18 protein-coding genes are annotated in these 18336 nt (G+C 68.3%); 5 read left to right on the forward strand and 13 right to left on the reverse strand.

Annotation, left to right across the window (positions count from 1 at the left end; all coding sequences use genetic code 11):
• The first annotated feature begins 60 nt into the window (after positions 1 to 60).
• The 4 genes from pcaH to pcaDC are packed head-to-tail and all read left to right on the forward strand — an operon-like array spanning position 61 to position 4193.
• On the forward strand, positions 61 to 897 hold the full coding sequence (gene pcaH / locus OG470_RS32720; protein ID WP_328418498.1) for a protocatechuate 3,4-dioxygenase subunit beta: 837 nt from the start codon (positions 61 to 63) through the stop codon (positions 895 to 897).
• The gene (gene pcaG / locus OG470_RS32725; RefSeq protein ID WP_328418500.1) at positions 897 to 1517 is read left to right on the forward strand and encodes a protocatechuate 3,4-dioxygenase subunit alpha; all 621 of its coding nucleotides are present in this window, start codon (positions 897 to 899) and stop codon (positions 1515 to 1517) included. The genes pcaH and pcaG overlap by 1 nt, the downstream gene beginning before the upstream one ends.
• Positions 1504 to 2955: a 3-carboxy-cis,cis-muconate cycloisomerase gene (gene pcaB, locus OG470_RS32730; protein ID WP_328418502.1), complete on the forward strand. Its 1452-nt coding sequence runs from the start codon at positions 1504 to 1506 to the stop codon at positions 2953 to 2955. Before pcaG ends, pcaB begins: the two co-directional genes overlap by 14 nt.
• Positions 2952 to 4193: a bifunctional 3-oxoadipate enol-lactonase/4-carboxymuconolactone decarboxylase PcaDC gene (gene pcaDC, locus OG470_RS32735; RefSeq protein ID WP_328418504.1), complete on the forward strand. Its 1242-nt coding sequence runs from the start codon at positions 2952 to 2954 to the stop codon at positions 4191 to 4193. The genes pcaB and pcaDC overlap by 4 nt, the downstream gene beginning before the upstream one ends.
• Positions 4194 to 4530: 337 nt before the next feature.
• Here the strand turns inward: pcaDC and OG470_RS32740 are convergent, their stop codons facing one another.
• The 12 genes from OG470_RS32740 to OG470_RS32795 all read right to left on the reverse strand — a co-directional run bounded on the left by OG470_RS32740 (position 4531) and on the right by OG470_RS32795 (position 16162).
• Complete coding sequence (locus OG470_RS32740) at positions 4531 to 4794, reverse strand: NUDIX hydrolase (RefSeq protein ID WP_328418506.1); 264 nt, start codon at positions 4792 to 4794, stop codon at positions 4531 to 4533.
• A gap of 1313 nt (positions 4795 to 6107) precedes the next feature.
• Complete coding sequence (locus OG470_RS32745) at positions 6108 to 7313, reverse strand: acyl-CoA dehydrogenase family protein (RefSeq protein ID WP_328418508.1); 1206 nt, start codon at positions 7311 to 7313, stop codon at positions 6108 to 6110.
• A 3-nt stretch (positions 7314 to 7316) separates the two neighbouring features.
• Positions 7317 to 8360 (reverse strand): phosphotransferase family protein, encoded by a 1044-nt coding sequence (locus tag OG470_RS32750; RefSeq protein WP_328418510.1) that lies wholly within the window; start codon positions 8358 to 8360, stop codon positions 7317 to 7319.
• Entirely contained in the window at positions 8360 to 9133 is a 774-nt protein-coding gene (locus OG470_RS32755; RefSeq protein ID WP_328418512.1) for an SDR family oxidoreductase, read from the reverse strand. The genes OG470_RS32750 and OG470_RS32755 overlap by 1 nt, the downstream gene beginning before the upstream one ends.
• Positions 9130 to 10392, reverse strand: a complete 1263-nt coding sequence (locus tag OG470_RS32760; RefSeq protein ID WP_328418514.1) for a D-amino acid dehydrogenase — start codon at positions 10390 to 10392, stop codon at positions 9130 to 9132. The genes OG470_RS32755 and OG470_RS32760 overlap by 4 nt, the downstream gene beginning before the upstream one ends.
• A 26-nt stretch (positions 10393 to 10418) precedes the next feature.
• Complete coding sequence (locus OG470_RS32765) at positions 10419 to 10805, reverse strand: RidA family protein (RefSeq protein WP_328418516.1); 387 nt, start codon at positions 10803 to 10805, stop codon at positions 10419 to 10421.
• 53 nt (positions 10806 to 10858) lie between these two features.
• A complete protein-coding gene (locus OG470_RS32770; RefSeq protein ID WP_328418518.1) occupies positions 10859 to 11599 on the reverse strand; it encodes an aspartate/glutamate racemase family protein in 741 nt (246 codons plus the stop codon).
• 1 nt (position 11600) lies between these two features.
• Positions 11601 to 12359, reverse strand: a complete 759-nt coding sequence (locus OG470_RS32775) for an ABC transporter ATP-binding protein (protein WP_328418520.1) — start codon at positions 12357 to 12359, stop codon at positions 11601 to 11603.
• The gene (locus tag OG470_RS32780) at positions 12356 to 13144 is read right to left on the reverse strand and encodes an ABC transporter ATP-binding protein (RefSeq protein ID WP_328418522.1); all 789 of its coding nucleotides are present in this window, start codon (positions 13142 to 13144) and stop codon (positions 12356 to 12358) included. The genes OG470_RS32775 and OG470_RS32780 overlap by 4 nt, the downstream gene beginning before the upstream one ends.
• The gene (locus OG470_RS32785) at positions 13131 to 14027 is read right to left on the reverse strand and encodes a branched-chain amino acid ABC transporter permease (RefSeq protein ID WP_328418524.1); all 897 of its coding nucleotides are present in this window, start codon (positions 14025 to 14027) and stop codon (positions 13131 to 13133) included. The genes OG470_RS32780 and OG470_RS32785 overlap by 14 nt, the downstream gene beginning before the upstream one ends.
• Positions 14020 to 14919, reverse strand: a complete 900-nt coding sequence (locus tag OG470_RS32790; RefSeq protein ID WP_328418526.1) for a branched-chain amino acid ABC transporter permease — start codon at positions 14917 to 14919, stop codon at positions 14020 to 14022. The genes OG470_RS32785 and OG470_RS32790 overlap by 8 nt, the downstream gene beginning before the upstream one ends.
• A gap of 91 nt (positions 14920 to 15010) precedes the next feature.
• On the reverse strand, positions 15011 to 16162 hold the full coding sequence (locus tag OG470_RS32795; protein ID WP_328418527.1) for an ABC transporter substrate-binding protein: 1152 nt from the start codon (positions 16160 to 16162) through the stop codon (positions 15011 to 15013).
• A gap of 225 nt (positions 16163 to 16387) precedes the next feature.
• On the opposite strand from OG470_RS32795, the gene OG470_RS32800 reads away from it, so the two are divergent.
• Positions 16388 to 17050, forward strand: coding sequence for a GntR family transcriptional regulator (locus OG470_RS32800; RefSeq protein ID WP_328418529.1), 663 nt, complete (start codon positions 16388 to 16390; stop codon positions 17048 to 17050).
• An 8-nt stretch (positions 17051 to 17058) separates the two neighbouring features.
• On the opposite strand, the gene OG470_RS32805 is transcribed toward OG470_RS32800, so the two are convergent.
• Positions 17059 to 18279 carry a PucR family transcriptional regulator gene (locus OG470_RS32805; protein ID WP_328418531.1) on the reverse strand — a complete coding sequence of 407 codons (1221 nt, stop codon included), beginning with the start codon at positions 18277 to 18279 and terminating at the stop codon, positions 17059 to 17061.
• Between the last annotated feature and the right edge of the window lie 57 nt (positions 18280 to 18336).

Below are 18336 nucleotides of genomic sequence, written 5' to 3' on the forward strand. Positions count from 1 at the left end.
GAAGTCCGCGCCGCCCACGCGCCGCCACCGCCCGTCCGACCGATACCTGACGGAGACCCGATGACCGCCACCACCACGCCGGTCCAACTGGCACCCGCACCACCCATCGCGACCCGCCCCCCCGGCCCGGCCGAGGTCCCGCTCATCCAGGCTGACATCGACCGGGAGATCGCCGAGGCGCGGCAGAGCGCCCGGGCTCGGGCAGTGGACGGACGCCTGCCCGACCACCCGGCCCGGGACTACTCCCCCTACCGCAGCAGCCTGCTGCGGCACCCCGAGCGGGCGCTCGTCGCCGTCCGGGACCCCGAGGCCACCGAACTCACCGGGCCCGCCTTCGGCGTCACCGACGTCACCGACCTCGACCCCGACCTCACCCGGCAGCACCACGGTGAGCCGCTCGGCGAGCGGATTACCGTCAGCGGGCGGGTCCTGGACCGCCGGGGCCATCCGGTGCGTGGCCAACTGGTCGAGATCTGGCAGGCGAACGCGTCGGGCCGGTACGCCCACCAGCGCGACCAGCACCCGGCCCCGCTCGACCCAAACTTCACCGGGGTCGGCCGGTGCCTGACCGACGACCAGGGCCACTACCAGTTCACCACCATCAGGCCGGGCGCCTACCCGTGGCGCAATCACCGCAACGCCTGGCGGCCCGCCCACATCCATTTCTCGCTCTTCGGCACCGCCTTCACCCAACGGCTCGTCACCCAGATGTACTTCCCCGGCGACCCGCTCTTCCGCTACGACCCGATCATCAACTCCGTCACCGACGAGCCGGCCCGGCAGCGCCTGGTCGCCGCGTACGACCACGACCTGTCCAGCCCCGAATGGACCCTCGGCTACCGGTGGGACATCGTGCTGGACGGCCCGGCCGCCACCTGGATCGAGGAGGGCCGCTGATGGCCACCGACGACACTCCTACCCCGGCGGGTCCGCTCGCGCCCACCCCGTCCCAGACCGTCGGTCCCTTCTACGGCTACGCCCTGCCCTTCCGGGGCGGCGGCGACGTGGCCCCGCTCGGGCACCCCGACACCATCACCGTGCACGGACGGGTGTACGACGGCGTCGGGCAGCCGGTCCCGGACGCGCTGCTGGAGTTCTGGCAAGCCGGTCCCGACGGCGCCACCACCGGAGTGCCCGGATCGCTGCGTCGTGACCCCGTCACCGGCGCGGTGATAGGCCGCAATGGCGTTGACTTCACCGGTTTCGGCCGGGTTCCCACCGACGCCGACGGGCACTACGTCCTGCACACGCTGCCGCCCGGTGCCCGGCCGGGCGCCGCTCCGTACCTGGCGGTGTGCCTGTTCGCCCGTGGCCTGCTGCACCACCTGTACACCCGGATCTACCTGCCCGAGCAGGTCGGGGCGAACGCCGCCGACCCGGTGCTCGCCGCCCTGGATCCGCGGCGGCGCGCAACCCTGCTCGCCACCGCCGAGCGCGAGCGGACGTACCGCTTCGACATCCGGATCCAGGCTGGCGACGGCCCGGACGAGGAAACGGTGTTCCTTGACTTCGGCTGAGGTGCCCGACGGTAGCGGCACCTCGTTACCGAGCGGCGCCGACGTGGGCCTGCTCTCCCCGGTCCGGGTCGGGTCGGCCGCCGAGTCCGCCACCGGTGACGCCGCATTCCTGCAGGCCATGCTGGACGCCGAGGCGGCGCTCACCCGGGCGCAGGCCGCACTCGGCCTCGCCCCGTCGGCGGCCGCTGACGCGGTCGTCGCGGCGGCCCACGCGCAGGCGTACGACCTGCCCGGCATTGCGGTCCGCGCCCACTCCGACGGCAGCCCGGTCATCCCGCTGGTCGCCGACCTCACCGCGGCCGTCGCCGCCCGGCACCCGGCCGCCGCCGAGTACGTCCACCGCGGCGCCACCAGCCAGGACATCCTCGACACGGCCACCATGCTGGTCGCCCGTCGGACCCTCGGCCCGGTGCTGGACGACCTCGACCGCACCGCCGCCGCCCTGGCCCGGCTCGCCACCGAGCACCGCGCGACGCCGATGCCCGGCCGTACCCTCACCCAGCACGCCGTGCCCACCACGTTCGGGCTCAAGGTCGCTGGCTGGCGGAGCCTCGTGCTGGACGCCCAGGACCGCCTGCACGCCGTACGGGAGACGCTGCCCGCGCAACTCGGCGGAGCGGCGGGGACGCTTGCCGCGTTCCACGCCTATGCCGAATCCGAGGTGCCGGTGCCGGGGCGGGGTGATGTGGGCCTGGCCCTGATCGCCCGGTACGCCGAGGAGACCGGCCTGGCGCAGCCCGTACTGCCCTGGCACAGCCTGCGTACTCCGGTCGCCGACCTCGGCGCCGCCCTGGCCTTCACCACCGGCGCGCTCGGCAAGCTCGCCGCCGACGTCCTGGTGCTCTCTCGCACCGAGATCGGCGAGGTGTCCGAGGGATCCGGCGGCGGTTCCTCCGCCATGCCGCAGAAGAGCAACCCGGTGCGTGCCACGCTCCTCGCCGCGACCGCACGCCAGGTGCCGGCGCTCGCCGCCGTGCTGCTCGGCGCCCTCGTCGCCGAGGACGAGCGCCCGTCCGGCGCCTGGCAGGCCGAGTGGCAGACGCTGCGCGAGGCGCTCCGGCTGACCGGCGGCGCGGCCCGGGAGGCCGGCCAACTGGCCGAGGGGTTGCGGGTGCGGCCAGACCGGATGCGCGCCGACCTCGACCTCACCGGCGGACTGATCGTCTCGGAACGGCTGAACGCGGTGCTCGCCGCTGCGGTCGGCCGGGCGCGGGCAAAGCAACTCATCGCCCGCGCCGCCCAGCGTGCCACGGCCGAGCACATCGGCCTCGACCAGGCACTGGCGGAGGAGGCCGGGCGAGCTGGCCTCTCGGACGAAAGCCAAATTCGCCAACTCATCGATCCGGTCGACTATCTCGGTTCGGCCGCCGCGCTCACCGACCAGGCCCTGCGCCGCGACGCACGCTCCAGACCGACCGCACCATGGGAGAACAGATGACAGCCCAGCCGCGGCGACCGCTGCTCCATCACCGGCTCGACGGTCCGGAGAACGGCCCACCGCTGATCCTCGGCCCGTCCCTCGGCACCTCCCTCGCGGTATGGGAACCGTCACTGCCTGATCTCGCCCGTGCCCACCGGGTACTGCGCTGGGACCTGCCGGGCCACGGGGGTTCGCCCACCAGCCTGCTGCCGGACGGTCGACCGGGCGCCACGTCCGTCGCCGACCTGGCCCGGCTGGTTCTCGACCTGGCCGACCAGCACGGATGGCGACAGTTCGCGTACGCGGGCATCTCCCTCGGCGGCGCGGTTGGCACCCACCTCGCCCGGCACCACTCGGACCGGGTCCGCTCACTCGCCCTGGTCTGCTCCTCCGCCCGCTTCGGCGAGCCTCGGTCCTGGGCCGAGCGGGCCCAGTTGGTCCGGGCCAACGGCACGGAGGTGTTGGTGGCGGGCACCGCCGACCGCTGGTTCACGGCGCGCTTCGCGGACTCCGCCCGCGCCACCGCGCTCCTGGACGACCTCGCGGCCGCCGATGCCGCCGGCTACGCCGCCTGCTGCGACGCGCTCGCCTCCTACGACCTGAGCGGTGAACTACCTCGGATCGCGGTACCCACCCTGGTGGTCGCGGGCCGCGAGGACCCGGCCACCCCACCCGCGCACGCCCGCCGGCTCGCCGACGGCATCCCCGGCGCCAGCCTGCTGGAACTGGCCGGCGCCGCCCACCTGGCGAACGTGGAACGCCCGGAGGTGGTCACCGAGGTCCTGCTCCGCCACCTCGCCGCCACCTGCCCGCCGGCCACGGCCGGGGCGACGGACGACCGGGCACGTCACACCGCCGGCCTGGCGGTACGCCGGGCCGTTCTCGGCGACGCCCACGTGGACCGCGCGATCGCCAACAGCACCACCTTCACCGCAGACTTCCAGGACTTCATCACCCGCTACGCGTGGGGCGAGATCTGGTCCCGCCCCGGTCTGGACCGCCGTACCCGGTCCACCCTCACCCTCACCGCCCTGGTCGCCCGGGGCCACCTGGAGGAACTGGCGCTGCACGTACGCGCCGCCCTGCGCAACGGCCTGACGCCCGCCGAAATCGGTGAGGTGCTGCTGCACACCGCGATCTACTGCGGAGTACCGGCCGCGAACGCGGCCTTCGCGGTGGCCCAGCGCATCCTGCGTGAGCAGGGAGCCGACCTGGACCGGCCCGCCGCGAACGACCCGTCCGCCGACCGCTCCTAACCAGACCTGGCGGATATCCGGGACCTGTTCATGCAGGTGTAATCGTTCCTACGTCTACCGCGACCATCACCCACTGCTTGCTCTGCTCGTGCCACAGCACCTTTGAATCGCGGCTGGTGCGCCGCTCGTCGACTCACACCCGCTCGGGTGCGGGTCCCAGCCGGATTCAGCTAGCCGGCCACGTGAGCAGCATGGTCGGGGTGGGCAGGCCGGGCGTTGTCGGCGTTACCTGGGGCAGTGGCACCCAGTCAGTCCCACCATCACGGGACAGTCGCATGGCATCTGGTCCTGCCCGAGGATGGTTCGCCGTCGGCGACCTGGACGGCGAAGCATGCGGTCAGCCCCGAGGGGTAGGGCACATCAAGCAGGTACCGGACAGAAACGGCTTGTAGACCGACTTCTTCACGGACCTCTCGCCGACGGCATCCTCCGTCGTCTCACCGGGGATGATCCCACCGCCAGGGAGGGTCCAGTACTCCTGGCCATCGTGCCGTCCGGAGGGTCCACGGCCACGCTCGCGCACCATCAGCAGCGTGCTGTTTGCACGATCACCGCTGCGGTTCGACGGCGCTGGATGACCTGCCCCTGCCGAAAATCTCATCCGCCCTGGTCGGAGTCGGTGTACGAGGTGTCAGGGATCTTGACCCAGTTGTTTGCGCTGGGATCTCGGTCGACTGGTGATCGCTGCGGCATGATGGTCCGCCGTGCTGCTGCGACTGGCTTACCTGGGTATCACGAACGTGTTCGCGGTGCTGCGCTTGCTGCCGATGAGTGATCGGGAGAAGGATGTGGAGATCCTTGCCCTGCGCCATCAGATCACCGTACTGGAGCGCCAGCTCGGCAAGGAGAAGGTGCGGTTCGACGCGACTGATCGGGCGTTCCTGGCGGCGCTGCTGCACCGGCCGCCGCGCGACGTGCTGCGCGAGGTGCGGCTGCTGGTGCGTCCGGATACGGTGCTGCGCTGGCACCGCGACTTGGTCACCCGCCGCCACGCGGCCCGGTCCCGGTCCAAGCGCCCGGGCCGGCCGCGGACCGTGCGCTTCATCCGCACCCTGGCCTTACGCCTGGCGCGGGAGAACCCCAGCTGGGGGTACCGCAGGATCCACAGCGAACTGCTGGTTCTGGGGGTGAAGGTGGCCGCCTCCACGGTGTGGGAGATCTTGAAGGAGGCAGGCATCAACCCGGCACCCGAGCGCGCCTGCAGCACCTGGGCAGACTTCCTGCGCTCCCAGGCCGACGCCCTGCTGGCATGCGACTTCCTCGAGACGGTCACCCTCACCGGGACGCGGATGTACGTGCTCGCGGTGATCGAGCACGGCAGCCGCCGTGTCCGGATCCTGGGCGCCACCGCGCACCCGACCGCCGCGTGGACGGTGCAGGCCGCGAAGAACCTCGTCATGGACCTCGAAGACGCCGGTTACCGGGCGCGGTTCATGATCCGGGACCGGGACGGCAAGTTCCCCGCGCTGTTCGACGCCGTCCTCACCGAGTCGGGGATCGAAATCGTGCGCAGCGGCGTCCGGATGCCAAGAATGAACTCGGTTATGGAGCGGTGGGTGCAGACCTGCAGGCGAGAACTTCCTCGACAGGACCTTGATCTGGAATCAGCGCCACCTGCTCCACGCCCTGCACGAGTTCGAACAGTTCTACAACGGGCACCGCCCGCACCAGGGCATTGCGAACGCCCGTCCGCTCCGCTCGCTACCCGCGCCGATCGCCGATCCACACAAGATCACCCATCTCGACATACGCCGACGCGATCGGCTCGGCGGCATCCTCCACCAGTACGAGCATGCCGCCTGACCTGTGCGGATGGGGTTTTCGGCAAGGGCACGCTTGACCTGCGCCCGGAGGTTCTGCGGTTGAGCGTTTCGCGTCACGACGGCGCGCGTTCTTGCGGACACGGATGCAGTGTCAGCCGACATACGGCGCTATACGCTTCAGCTCCTCACGGGCGATCGAGCGGCGGTGCACTGCGTCCGGTCCGTCGACGATCCGCAGCACTCGTGCCCAGGCGTAGAAGTAGGCCAGGGGTGTGTCGTCGCTGACTCCCGCTCCTCCGAATACCTCGATCGCGCGATCGATGACCCGGGTGGCCGTTGCTGGGGCGGCGACCTTGATCGCGGCGATCTCGGTGCGTGCGCCCTTGGTCCCGTATCTGTCAATGAGCCACGCGGTCTTGTAGACGAGCAATCGGGCCTGGTCGATGTCGATCCGCGACTGTGCGATCAGCTCCTGCACCACGCCTTGGTCGGACAGGTGCTTGCCGAAGGCGACCCGGGACTTGGCCCGGTCGACCATCAGGGCCAACGCCCGTTCTGCCATCCCGATCGCGCGCATCGCGTGATGGATGCGCCCGGGCCCGAGCCTGGCTTGCGCGATCACGAACCCGTCTCCCTCGGCACCGAACAGGTTGGACGCCGGCACGCGCACGTCACGGAAGACGATCTCGGAGTGCCCGTGCTGGTCCTGGTAGCCGAAGATGGGCAGGTGCCGCACGATCTCGACTCCGGGAGTGTCGCGCGGGACCAGGATCATCGACTGTTGCCGGTGGGTGTCGGCTGACGTGTCGGTCTTTCCCATCACGATGAAGATCTTGCACCGTTCGTCCGCTACCCCAGTGATCCACCATTTGCGGCCGTTTATCACGTAGTCGCCACCGTCGCGTGTGATGAGGGTCGTGATGTTCGTGGCGTCGGAGGAGGAAACGTCGGGCTCCGTCATTGCGAAGGCCGACCGGATCTTTCCCTCCAGCAGCGGCTGGAGCCATTGCTCGCGCTGCTCCGGCGTGCCGAACAGGTGCAGGGTCTCCATGTTTCCGGTGTCTGGGGCCTGGCAGTTGATCGCCTCGGGCGCGATCACCGGTGACCATCCGGTGATCTCCGCGACGGCGGCGTACTCGAGGTTCGACATCCCCGAGAGCGTGGGAAGAAACAGATTCCACAAGCCGCGGCCACGCGCCTCTGCCTTCAGTTCCTCCATCACCGGTGGGTAGGCATGCGCGCCGTTGGCGGCGAGGTATTGCACCCATTCCTGTTCGGCTGGGAACACGCTATCCCGCATGAAGTCCCACATCCGGGCGCATGCGTCCTCCGCCTTCGCCGACATCGCGAAGTCCATACTTCACTCCCTTTCATCGAGCCGCAGCAGACCCGTCTCGGCGATTCGCAGGACCTCGTCGTCGAGGTTGCCGAAGTCTTGTCCGGCCATGGCGCCAGCAGCCACTCGTGAGGCGATGCCTTGAGCGATGACCGCGAATTTTAAGTGAGCGAACGCCTCGTAGAACGCCAAGTCGTCGAGCGCGACGCCGGTGGCGTCGCCGTAGCGCTGGGCGAGCCGCGACCGGGGAGGGAAGCCGGCCGTCCGCGTCACCGCAGGCGTCAAGAGTGGTGCGGGGTCACCGGGGTCGCCCCAGTAGAACAGGAGCATGCCGAGGTCGGTGAGCGGATCACCGAGCGTGGAGAGCTCCCAGTCCAGCACCGCCTCGACCCGGCCGGGGTCGTCGAGGTTCATCACGCAGTTGTCGAGCCGGTAGTCGCCGTGCACGATCGCGGTACGTGGGGTGGTCGGGAGTCGGTGCTGCAGCCGACGGGCCAGCTCGGTGACCGCAGGCACCTCGTGGGTCCGCGAAACCTCCCACTGACCGCTCCAGCGACGCAGCTGACGTTCGAGGAATCCGCGTGGACGGCCGTAGTCACGGAGGCCGACCTGCTCGGGGTCGAGCTGGTGCAGCGCCACGAGGACGTCAACGAGGGCGTCGGCGATCGCGGCCTTCTGATCGGCTGAGTCGGCGTAGTGGGCCGGCATCCTCTCGCGGATCACGTGGCCTGCCACCTTGTTCATGACATAGCACGGCACGCCGAGAAGATCGCCGTCGTCTCGAAGCACCACCTGGGGCACCGGCACGCTGCTTTCTTTCAGCGCCGCTTGGACCTGTGCCTCGCGGGCCATGTCGTGCGCGCTGGGCAGCAGGTCACCCGTGGGTGGTCGCCGCAGGATCAGGGCGCCGACAGGCGAGGCCAGCTCGAAGGTCAGGTTCGACTTCCCGCCTGCGATCAGCGTCGCCGTGGCGTGGTGCCAGGCGTCCTGACCGGTGGCTTGCGCGAGCGCGGGAGCCAGCCGGTCCATGTGAACCAGCGCGTTGAGGTCGATGGTGGATGTCGCCATCACACCCCGCCCGTCAGCGTGAGGCCGCCGTCGACGACCAGTATCTGCCCGGTGACCCAGGCCGCGTCCTCGGAGAGCAGGAACGCGACCGACGACGCGATGTCGTCCGGGACACCGAGGCGGCGCAGCGGGTAAGCCGCGGCCACCTCGTCCTCCTTGCCGTCATATAGAGCATTGGCGAACTTTGTCTTGACCACCGCCGGCGCGACTGCGTTGACCCTGACATGGGGTCCGAGCTCGACGGCTAGTTCAGAGGTGATGTGCGCCAGCATGGCCTTGGAGGCTCCGTAGAAGCCGATGCCAGGCGCCGGCTTGAGCCCTGCCACCGAGGACACGTTCACGATTGCGCCACCGTGCTCGCACATCCAGGCCCGGTGCACTTGCTGCACCCAGGACAGCGCGGCCAGGCAGTTGACCTCGAAGATCTTGCGGGCGACGGCCGGCTCGAGGTCGACCATGGGCCCGTACACGGGGTTGATCCCCGTGTTGTTTACCAGCAGGTCGACCCGACCGAATTTGTCGAGAGTGGTGCGCACGGCGATCTGCTGGTGCTCGAGGTCGTCGGCCTTGCCGGCGATCGCGATCGCGTGCCGCGGACCGCCGAGAGACTCGACCGCGTGCTCGAGGGGCTCGGACTTGCGTGCCGTGATGGCCACCCGCGCACCCTCGGCGACGAGTCTCTCAGCGATGCTCAGACCGATCCCGCGGCTGGCGCCGGTGACCAGCGCTACCTTTCCCGCGAATCGCCAATTCGCGGGCTCGGCGTTGTTCACGCTGCGACGCGCCGTGACCGGACCTCGAACCCGCGAAGGTCCAAGGCCGGCTTCCGGCCTGCCATCACATCAGTCAGGATTCGGCTTGAGCCGCATGCCATCGTCCAGCCCATGTGCCCGTGTCCGGTGTTGTAGAACAGGTTGGTGTGCTTGCCACGGCCGATGATCGGCGGGCCGTCCGGGGTCATCGGGCGCAGGCACGCCCGCATCCGGGCACCGTCCCAGTCCACCGCTCTAGGGAAGATCTCACGGCCGGTCTTGAGCACGTTGGAGAAGTCGGAAAACTTCCAGTCACGGCTGTACCCGGAGAACTCGGCCGTAGAGGACATCCGCAGCTGGTCACCGAAGCGCGACCAAGCGACCAGGGTCGCCTCGTCGACCCCGCCTACCTTCGGTGCGGCCTCGGGGTCGATGATGTCTGCGGTGAGGGAGTACCCCTTCGCGGGGTAAATCGGCAGCCGTTGCCCGGCCGTCTTGGACAGGAACGGGCTTTGGATCCCCAGCGCAAGGACGTAGTTGTCCGCACGCATCAGCCCTTTGCTCGTCTGCACGCCGCGTACCGAGTCGCCGTCGGTGACGAACCGCTCGGCGGTCACCCCGAGCTCGAACTGGACGCCGAGCCCCTTGCACCGGTCCGCCAGCTCGTTGGTGAACAACTCGGAGTCCCCGCTGGCGTCGGAGGTGACGTGAATACCGCCGGCGAAGGTGTCGCCGGCCGAGGCGAACGCCGGGTCGAGCTCGGCGACCTGCTTGGCGTCGAGCACGTTCATCGGCACGCCGTGGCAGCGAAGCAGGTCCATCTTTTTCACGCCGAGTTCTAGGTCCGCCTCCGTGCGGTAGAGGTAGGCGGCGCCCCTTTGGACGTGTTCGAACTCGATCCGTTCCGCGGCCGCGAGCTGGTTCAGCTGGCCCTGGCTGTACTTGCACAGCTTGAGCTTGATCAGCGTGTTGGCTTCTGCCCGAGTGGTCGTGCACTCGCGGAGGAATTGGAGCCCCCAGCTGGCGAGCTTGGGGTCCAGTCTGGGCTTGACACGGATGGCAGTGGCCTGTCCGCGCAGGGAGGCCAGCAGCATCCGAGGCGCGGCCGGCGAGGCCCACGCGAAGGAGTGGCCGGGGGCGATCAGGCCCGCGTTGCCGCCGGTTGCGTCGGTGCCCAGCTGGTCGCGCGCCTCGACCACCACGACCTCGTGACCCTCCTGCGCGAGATAGTAGGCGGTAGTGACGCCGATGACACCGCCACCGAGGACGATGGATTTCATGGGAACTCCGTTTGTCGTGGAGCGGGTTAGAGGGCGGCGACTGCCTGAATCTCGACGACCAAGCCGGGCAGCAGGAGTCCTGCGACGACGGAGGCGCGCGCCGGTCGGTGATCGCCGAACTCTGCTGCCCATGCCTCGTTGAACGTTGCGAAGTCGTCGAGGTCGGTGATGAAGACGGTCGCGGAGACGATGTTGTTCAGGTCGGCGTCGAACTCCGCGAGGATGGTCTTGATCCGCTCGATCGCGACCCGGGTCTGCTTCTTCATGTCGCCGGGAGCGACGACGTTGTTGTCCTTGTCGAGTGCGACCTGTCCAGCCAGGTAGGCGAAGCCGTTGGCCACGACGGCCTGCGAGTAGGGCGCGATGGCTGGGCCGAGCGTGTCGGGGTTGTAGGTGTCGAGCTTCGTGCTCATGGGCGTTCTCCTGCTTCCGTTGGATTGGGGGTGTGGTGCGGACAGTGGTGTGGTCAGTAGGTCCCTGAGTAGGCGCGGGGCGTCGTGGCGTCGTGGACGTAGCGGATGAAACCGGCCCAGTCGAAGACCGGCAGGCCAGTGGCTTCGTGGACGGCTCGGGCGTAGGGCGGCAGGTCGCTGCACTCGAGGAGAACCGCCCCGATGGACGGGTCCGCCGTAACCGTCTCGGTGGCGACCGTGACGACCTCTTCTCGGAGTCGGTCCTCGTCTAGGGAGCCCTGCTCTCGGAGGATCACCTCGTTGAAGTGCGGCATGTGGTCCAAACCTTGGATGACGAGTCGGTCCGGATCGGTGATCCCTGCGCCGTGCAGGACCTGCTCGGTGATGCCGGCGCCGTTGGCGACCATGACGGCGACTCGCTGGTTTGCGCCGAGCATGCGGCTGAGCATCGGTGCCTGGAGCAGGCTGGACATGAACACCGGCACGTTAACGGCGTTGGAGACCGGCTCTTGGTAGGCGGCCATGTACCCGCAGTTGCCGGTGATGGCGTGGATGCCCTCGGCCTCGAGAGCCTTCGCTGCCTGAATGAACATGTCGGCGTAGTCGGCGGCGTTTCCGGTGAGTACCTCGGCCCCCGATGCGCCCTCGACGGTCAGGTAACGGACCGGGAAATCGAAGGTGCTGGCGTTGTTGAGGTCGCCTGGAACGAACGGGACGTTCCACTCGGCGCAGAGGATGCCGATCGTGTAGCCGTAGGCGACCGGCCGCCCGGGCATGGTCTTGTACACCGTCATATCAGAGGCTTTCTTCCATGAAGGGCTCGGGGTTCGTCGCGGTGGGCAGCCCGCCCAGGTACAGCTCGCTGACCTGCGGGTCGGCGAGCAGCTGGCGGGCCGGGCCTTGGAGGGCTACCTGGCCCTGGACGAGGACGATCCCCCGGTCGCTGACCGCCAGGGACTGGACGGCGTTCTGCTCTACGCAGAGCACCGTGACGTTCTCCTGGGCGCGGATGTCGACGACTGCGTCGAACAGTTCGGTCACCTTGGCCGGTGACAGGCCAGCTGAGGGTTCATCGAGCAACAGCACGTCGGGCCGTGGCATCAGCGCCCGGCACAGGGCCAGCAACTGGCGCTCACCACCCGAGAGCGAGTCGGCGCGCTGGTTCGCCCGATCACCGAGGGCGGGGTAGCGGTGAAGCAGTTCGTCGGCGCGCCGTTCACGGTCGGCTCGTGGCATGTGCTGGCCACCGGCGCGGACGTTGTCGCGGATGGTGAGCGGCCCGTAGACGTTGTCCAGCTGGGGTACGAACGCCATGCGGTGGTTGCGTACGCGGCGGTGCACGGCCATGGCGGTGCAGTCGACGCCGGAGACCCTCACCGTGCCGCTACTGGCGGGGACGAACCCCATGAGGCACTTGAGGAAGGTGGACTTACCCGAGCCGTTGGGCCCGACCACGGTCACAATCTCCTGCTCGGCCAACCCGAGGGTGATGCCGTTCAGGATGTTGACGCCCGGGACGTAGCCGGCGGTGACGTTTTTGGCCTCGAGCTTCATCGTGCGGTGCCTCCAGTCGCCACCGGCGTGGCCCGTGGTGCACCGAGGTACGCCTCGACTACGCGGGGGTTGTCCTTAAGTTGATGTGGCTTGCAGGACGCGATGACCTCTCCCTTGTCCAGGACGTAGACGCGTTCGCACAGCCGGCCGATGAACCCCATGTCGTGCTCGATGACGAGCAGTGTCGTCCCGGCGGCGTTGATGTCCTGGAGCCGATCGGTCACGGTGCGGCGCAGGGTGGGGTTCACTCCGGCCGTCGGCTCGTCCAGCAGCAGCACCTTGGGGTCGTTCATGAGCGCGACGCCGAGGCTTAACAGCTTCTGCTGGCCTCCGGACAGCCGGCCGGCGGGTTGGTCGACCAGCGGGGCGAGCGCCAGGAATTCGAGCAGGTCCTTCGCCTTGCGTACCGCCTTGGCCTGCTCGGCATGGCGGGCCTTGCGCCGGAAGATCCCGCGCACGGCGGAGTCGCCGACCGGCAGGTCAGCACCGCAGAGCATGGCCTCAAGGACAGTCATCTTCATCGGCTGCGCGGCCGTCTGGAACGTGCGCCGGACGCCGAGCCGGCTGACCTGCCAGTCGGCGAGCTTGTCGATCCGGGCGCCGTCGTACTCGATGGTCCCCGCGTTCGGGGTCAGGAACCCCGACAGGCAGTTGAGCAAGGTGGTCTTGCCCGACCCGTTAGGGCCCACGAGACCGATGACTTCCCCGGGCTCGATCGCGAGGCTGACGTCGCGGAGGACCTGTACTGATCCGAACGACTTGCAGACTCCCTCAGTGACGAACATCGACCCTCCGAAGCTTCTCGCCGAACATGCCTGCGGGGTTTGTCAAGAGGAAGGCAGTCAGCACGAGCCCGACGATGAGGACACGGATGCTGCTGGCGCTCTGGTCGGGGATAGGAAACCAGTCCTTGAGGAACCGGCTGCCGGCATAGAGCAGCTGCACGAGCAAGGCGCCGATCACCGCCCCGCGGTTGTTTCCCATGCCGCCGATGATCAGCATCGTGAACACCAGGAAGGTCTCGATGGGCAGCAGCTGGTCCGGGCCGATGTAGGAGATGTAGAGCGTGTACAGGGAGCCGGCGATCGCCGCGATCGGGCCCGCGACCGCAAGGAGCCGCATCTTTCGCCGGGTGATGTCGTGCCCGAGCGACGCGGCGAGCGTGGGTTGCTCCCGGATCAGCCGCAGCACGCGCCCGAACTGCATCCGGGTCAGTGCCTCGGCGAAAAAGTAGGCAGCAACCAGCAGCAGCAGACACAGCACGAGCCACGCGATGGCGGCGGTGGCGGTGGAGAGCCCCGAGAACGGGCCGACGATGCCGCTGATGCCTTGGTGGCCGCCGGTGAGTGAGTCCTGGTTGGACACGATCAGCCGCAGGCACTCCGCGATAGCCAGCGTGACGATGGCCCAGTAATCGGCGGCCAGCGTCCGGCCCAGCCGCCCGATGGCCGGTCCGAGCAGAGCGGACGCCACGACGCCGACGAAGATGCCGACCATCCAGTTGCCACCCTGCAGGGCCACGATCCCCGATGCGTAGGCCCCGACTCCGAAGAACGCGACGTGGCCGAAGTTGAGCAGACCGCTGACACCGGCCTGAAGGTTCAGGCTCAGCGCGAGCAGGCCGTAGAGGGCTGCGACGGTGACCAGGTAGAGGACGAAATCAAGCACGGCGGCCTCCGAAGCCGAACAGACCCTCCGGGCGGAAGAGCATGATGAGAATGACGGCGACGAACCCCACCGCCGGGCGGTAGCTGACTGGCACCATCAGCGACGGCGAGGAGAAGAGCGGACCGAAGTCGATTCGCAGGACCACGCTCTCTGCGACCGCGAGGACCGCGGAGGCCAGCAGCGTGCCGGTCACTGAACCGATTCCGCCCATGATCACGGCGGCAAACGTCGCCAGCAGCAGGGTGTCGCCCATCCGCAGGGAGATGGAGGTGTCGGCCGCGATGAAGACCCCTCCCGTCGCGGCCAGTGCCGCCGCAGCGAAAACCACGAGGGTCGAGACCCGTTTGACATCGATGCCGCTGGCGGCGGCCAGGTCTCGGTTGGCGGCGACACAGCGGACGGCGCGCCCGAAGTTGGTGAGGGCAAGCATGGTGAATATGGCGGCGAAGATGACCAAGGTCATCGCCACGATATATAGCTGGGCCCGGGTGACCACCGCAGAACCGAGCATCACGCCTGGGGTGATCGGCAAAGGAAGCCGCTGCGGACGCGGCCCGACGATTGTCTGGATGGTCGCGGTGATCACGATGGCCAGCGCCAGGGAACCGATAAGGGCCGTGGAGCTGCTGAACGAGGAAAGCCGGCGGAAGAAGAACCTGTGCAGGGCGACCCCCACCATGCCTGCGGCGACGATCCCTACGAGCGCGCCGCCGATGAGCCCGAGGCCCAGGGCGGAGCCGGCGAGCAGTGCCAGGTACGCGCCCACCGGCGCGAACTGCACGTGCGCGACGTTGGCGAACTTCACGATGCCCCAGGTCAGGGAGAGGCCCACGGCGACGAGGCTCAGCTCGGCGGTACGCACGAGGGAGTCAATGAGTATCTGAAGTAACACGAGAACTCTCCTCAGAAGGGGACGGGGCAGCGGTGAGGCGCAGTTCCTGCGGGCCTGGCCACGCAGCGGCGGCCAGGCCCGGAGCGGGGCGTCAGCCGAGCTGGACGACCTTGCCCTTGGTGTACTTCAGAACCAGGTACGGCTGCGCGGAACGCTGGTTCTTCGCGTCGAGGGTGATGTCGCCGGTCGCGCCGTTGTAGCGCTGGCCGATCTGCTTCAGCGCTGCGGCGATTGCGTCCGGACTGCTGGAGTTCGCCTTCTCGATGGCCTTTGCCAGCATCATCGTGCCGTCGTAGGTGTAGCCGCTGAACGTGGAGGCGAAGTCCTCCCCGTACTTCTTCTTGTACGCCGCCTGGTAGGCCGCGCCATCGGGGCCGACGTAGTTCACGTCCATCCCGATCTGGTTCTCCACGGTCTGCGGTGGAGAGTCGGTGGTGCACATAGTCAGGTAGATCCCGAACCAAGGGGTCTTCTGCAGTCCGCTCTCGTAGGCCTCTTGGTTGATGACCGACGAGTCCTGCCCGTAGGCGCTGTAGAGCACGGCGTCTGGTGAGGACTTTGCGATCCGGTCCAGCTCCGCGCGGTAGCTGGTCTGTCCCTCGGAGTAGAGGATGGTCTGGGTGATCGAACCTTCGACGGCCTTAAACGCGTCGGCGAACGGCTTCAGGACGCCTTGGCCGTAGGAGTTGTTCGGCACCATGACTGCGACGTTCTTGTAGCCGCGCGTGATCAGCTGCTCGGCGGCGAACTTGCTTGCGATGGTGTCGAGACCGATTACCGAGAACGACTTGTCGCCGATGTTGGCGATCTCCGGCGACGACGAACCGACGTTGACGTGGATCACGCCGGCCTGCTGGAGGTACTGCCCGAGCGGGACGGTCACGCCTGAGGAGTACTCCCCTATCACGGCGGGGACCTTGTCCACGGTCGTCAGCTTCTTGGCCGCGCCGATGGCGGCGTTGGCGGATCCGGCGGAGTCCTCGACGATGACGTTGAGCTTCTTGCCGAGCACGCCGCCTTCACTGTTGATCTTATCGACGGCGAGTTCGATTCCGCGGCGCTGATCCTCACCGATGGAGGCACTGCTGCCGGTGAGCGGGAGAACGGCGCCGAGGTTGACGGCCCCCTTCATCGCGGAGCCGCCTCCCCCCCTCTCGGCATCGGGGGCTCCGCCGCCGCCGGTCGTTGCGGAAGTCCCGCCGCACGCGGTGAGAACGAACGTGAGCCCGAGTGCGGCGGTCAACTGCCTAAGTCTGCGTTTCGTCACCACGGCAGGTCCTTTCCGAGGATCCGACTAACCGCATACGGTACTGCATGCGGTACTGTATACAGCGCAGTATGCAGTTCATCACAGCCGCTGTCAACGAAGTTGAGACTCGTGCCGCTGGGTAGCATCAGCGGCGGCCGAGCGACCGGACCAGGCAGGCATCGCTAGACTGCGGCTGCCTTCTAGCAGAGGGGAAACACGGTGACGGTCGCCAACCTCCGATCACCCGAGCAGGGTTCGCTTTCCGACGCCGTCTACGACGTCGTGCACCACCGGATCGTGACCGGCAGCTACCGTCCGAACCAGCGCCTGGTGGAGACCGAGATCGCGGCCGAGCTTGGCGCCAGCCGCACACCTGTGCGTGAAGCCCTCTTCCGGCTGATCAAGGACGGACTGGCGACGAAGAGTCGTCAGGGCCTGACCGTGCGCGAGTTCACCTTCGAGGAGGTGCGCGAGATCTACGAGGTGCGCGCCGCCCTGGAGGGCTATGCCGCCCGGTTGGCGGCCGATCGTCGGACGCCGGAGGCGCTGGCCCGGATCGAGGAGACGCTACATCTGCATGCGGCCACGTCCACCGGGGAAACGGCCAACCGAGCGAAGGTCGTCGAGGCGAACGCCGCCTTTCACGAAACGGTGCTCGCTGCTGCCGACAACGGGCGCATGAGCACAGTGGCTGCGGCGAACCTGTCCTACTTCTTCAACAACGAGGTCGCAGCGATCACCTCCGACGAAGCGCTGCGGGTTGCGCTGGACGAGCACGAGCAGATCTTCGCAGCACTCCGTGACCGTGACGGGGAGCTCGCCGAGCGAATCGTGCGGACCCATGTGATGGCTGGGCTCAAGGTGATCGAGAGCTTCCTGTGAGGCGTCCCTCAACACTCCGCTAAACGACAGGCCGTAACGGACCTGATTAAGCCGTGGAACGTTCGCGGGTCCCAGCCCGTCAGGTGAGCCCAACGCTCCAGCCGGTAGCTGATCGTGTTGGCGTGCAGGTGCACCGCCTTGGCCGCCTCTACGAGGGACATGTCAGCGTCCGCGAACGCCATCACGGCTTCCGCCAAATGGGTGTGCTGCCGAGCCAGCGCAACCACGGCCGAAACTAATGGGCCGATCTGGTCCGCGCGCGACAGCAGCAAGGCGATGTGCCACTCATCCGCCCACACCACCACGGGATGTCCCGGTGAGGCCGCGGCGAGGGCCAGTTGGGCGTCCGTGACGCTGTCCGCTGCGCCCGCCAGCCCGTCCCGGACCAGCCCGACTCCCGCACGCCCTTCGCGCACGTGACGCACGGCGAGGTCGGTCAAGTCGGCGCTGGTCACGCCTTGCGCTACGAGCAGGATGTCGCCGTCGTGGAACGAGTCGACGACCACCCCTGGGAACCGGTCGAGCTCCCGCTGTAGCTCGCTGGGCAGCAAAACCTGACTCCCCGGTCGTCGCCATGCCAGCGCAACGAACCCGTCCTCCGGATCGAACCCCAGCGCGTCGGCGATGCGGGCGGTCTCTCCGTCAATCGTCTCCGCGCCCGTGAGCAGCTCGATGAACCGCTGCGACAGGGTGACACGGTGACTCTGCAGCTCCCGGGTGACCTCACCGTGCGCGGCAGCCAGCACCGTCGAGATGGCGTGCAGGGAGTCGAACATGAGCGAGGCGACCTTGGGCAGCTTTGGTGTCGCGTTACCGGCCTCCGCGCACAGCGCCCTCCACAGCTCTCGATCGCCGACGTGGTAGGCGCCGATCAGGACGTCGACCGCGATCCCCTGCCGGGCGCGCCGTCGGGCGAGTTCGGTGGCCCTGTCCAGGTCCTCCGCGGCCAGGAGCCTCCTCTCCGCGAGCGCGTCGAGACGCCGGCGTTGTTGCTCGCGGACGGTGGCCAGGTGCTCGTCGAACGGAACGGCGGCGTAGGCGGTCAGGTCCTTTCGGATACCGAGGGTCGACGCCCGTGCGAGCTCGTCAAGATCCGACGCGACACGTCGGCACAGTGCGGTCACCTCTGACCAGGAGTCGTCAGACATGGCCACCTCCTTCGTGGTTTCCAAGAAGTCTTCTACCCGAGGCAGTGCAGAAGTCGTCGTTTCACCCGCAGACAACGCCACGGCGCGCCACCGATACTGGGAAGAACACCACACTGCCATGTTGGGTGTCGCTGGAGC

Origin of the sequence: Micromonospora sp. NBC_00389 (genome assembly GCF_036059255.1) — a bacterium.
Taxonomy (GTDB): domain Bacteria; phylum Actinomycetota; class Actinomycetes; order Mycobacteriales; family Micromonosporaceae; genus Micromonospora.